2 protein-coding genes are annotated in these 1113 nt (G+C 45.1%); both read right to left on the bottom strand.

Annotated features, from left to right (window positions below; genetic code table 11):
* Window positions 1-169: 169 nt before the first annotated feature.
* On the bottom strand, window positions 170-538 hold the full coding sequence (locus A3762_RS00715; protein ID WP_068753634.1) for an SMI1/KNR4 family protein: 369 nt from the start codon (window positions 536-538) through the stop codon (window positions 170-172).
* A gap of 84 nt (window positions 539-622) precedes the next feature.
* The gene (locus A3762_RS00720) at window positions 623-1033 is read right to left on the bottom strand and encodes a hypothetical protein (RefSeq protein WP_068753636.1); all 411 of its coding nucleotides are present in this window, start codon (window positions 1031-1033) and stop codon (window positions 623-625) included.
* Between the last annotated feature and the right edge of the window lie 80 nt (window positions 1034-1113).

A 1113-nucleotide genomic window follows, 5' to 3' on the forward strand; every position in this document is an offset into this window, starting at 1 on the left:
TATCAACACCCCGCTTCCTATCTGGATGCTAGGAAGACCCCATTTACTGTAAACCTCTGCTCGATTCATTCTCGACGCCTAACGCCTCAAACACGGGCTGACGACCGCGCTAGCGGTTGGCAGTCCGCCCCTGCGTAGCAGGGGTAACGTGCTTTGACTTGTTATGTTTTTATTCGATTTCATTTAAATACTTGCTGATAAACTCTTCCAAGTTTGCCGCATATGGATTGCAAGCCATTTCTTTGTGGCACGCAAACCCAACTGAGAACTCTTGGCTCTCGTGATTTATAACGTAATAGTCACCACAGCCATTTTGGCCAATTATAAAATAGCGATCAGGCCATGCCTCACCAAAATAGCCATTACTTCTGACATCGTTATTTTCTTCGATGATTACTTCGGCATCGTTTAGGAGACCGAAATCTTCAGCTTCTGTTCCAAGCAGGTCGTTAGGATAGTTGAGCAGAACTTGCTTATAGTTCACTGGAAGCTTAATGCCTGTCCTTTCTTCTATAGATTTAATTTCTTCCTGATTCATGACTCTCTCAAAGAAACATAACGCCGCAATAATCGGCGCGAGGTACGAGCGTCCGGCGCCGCAGGCGCGTAGTTAATTGCCTTGTTATGTGTTTTGCACGAGATAGTATAAATTTCCATATTCTCTCGAATCCGATTTCTTTATTTCTTTGGCCTCAATAGCTTCTCTCAACCATTGTTTAATGTCACTTCGTTGTACGTTGGGATATTTCTTTCTACGGGTACTAATGAAGCCGCATAGCCTCCACTCATCAAAGCCATCAATACGCCCATTGGCACCGTAATTGAAGTCAATTATATCCTTCTTGCCAATGTGAACCTTACAACCAACCCCATGAAAGAAGTATTTGTGCTTGCCTCCAAGCATGCCGACCTGCTCAATTGGCGGCCCCCAATTGTGAGGCTCCTCAGTTTTTAGATACTTCTTCAGCAGCGCGTTGGCTTCTTCGACTTTTTCTTGGAAGTCGGAAATTATTTTTCGAAGCTCTGTATTCATGATTTACACATAACGCCTTGCACACGGGCTGACGAACTGCGAAGCAGTTTGGCAGTCCGAGCACGCTTGCGTGCGGTTGT

It is taken from the genome of Oleiphilus sp. HI0125 (assembly GCF_001635355.1).

Excerpts from the sequence above, each read along its gene's own strand:
- A3762_RS00715 (WP_068753634.1), bottom strand. The coding sequence starts at position 538 with ATGAATCAGGAAGAAATTAAATCTATAGAAGAAAGGACAGGCATTAAG.
- A3762_RS00720 (WP_068753636.1), bottom strand. The coding sequence starts at position 1,033 with ATGAATACAGAGCTTCGAAAAATAATTTCCGACTTCCAAGAAAAAGTC.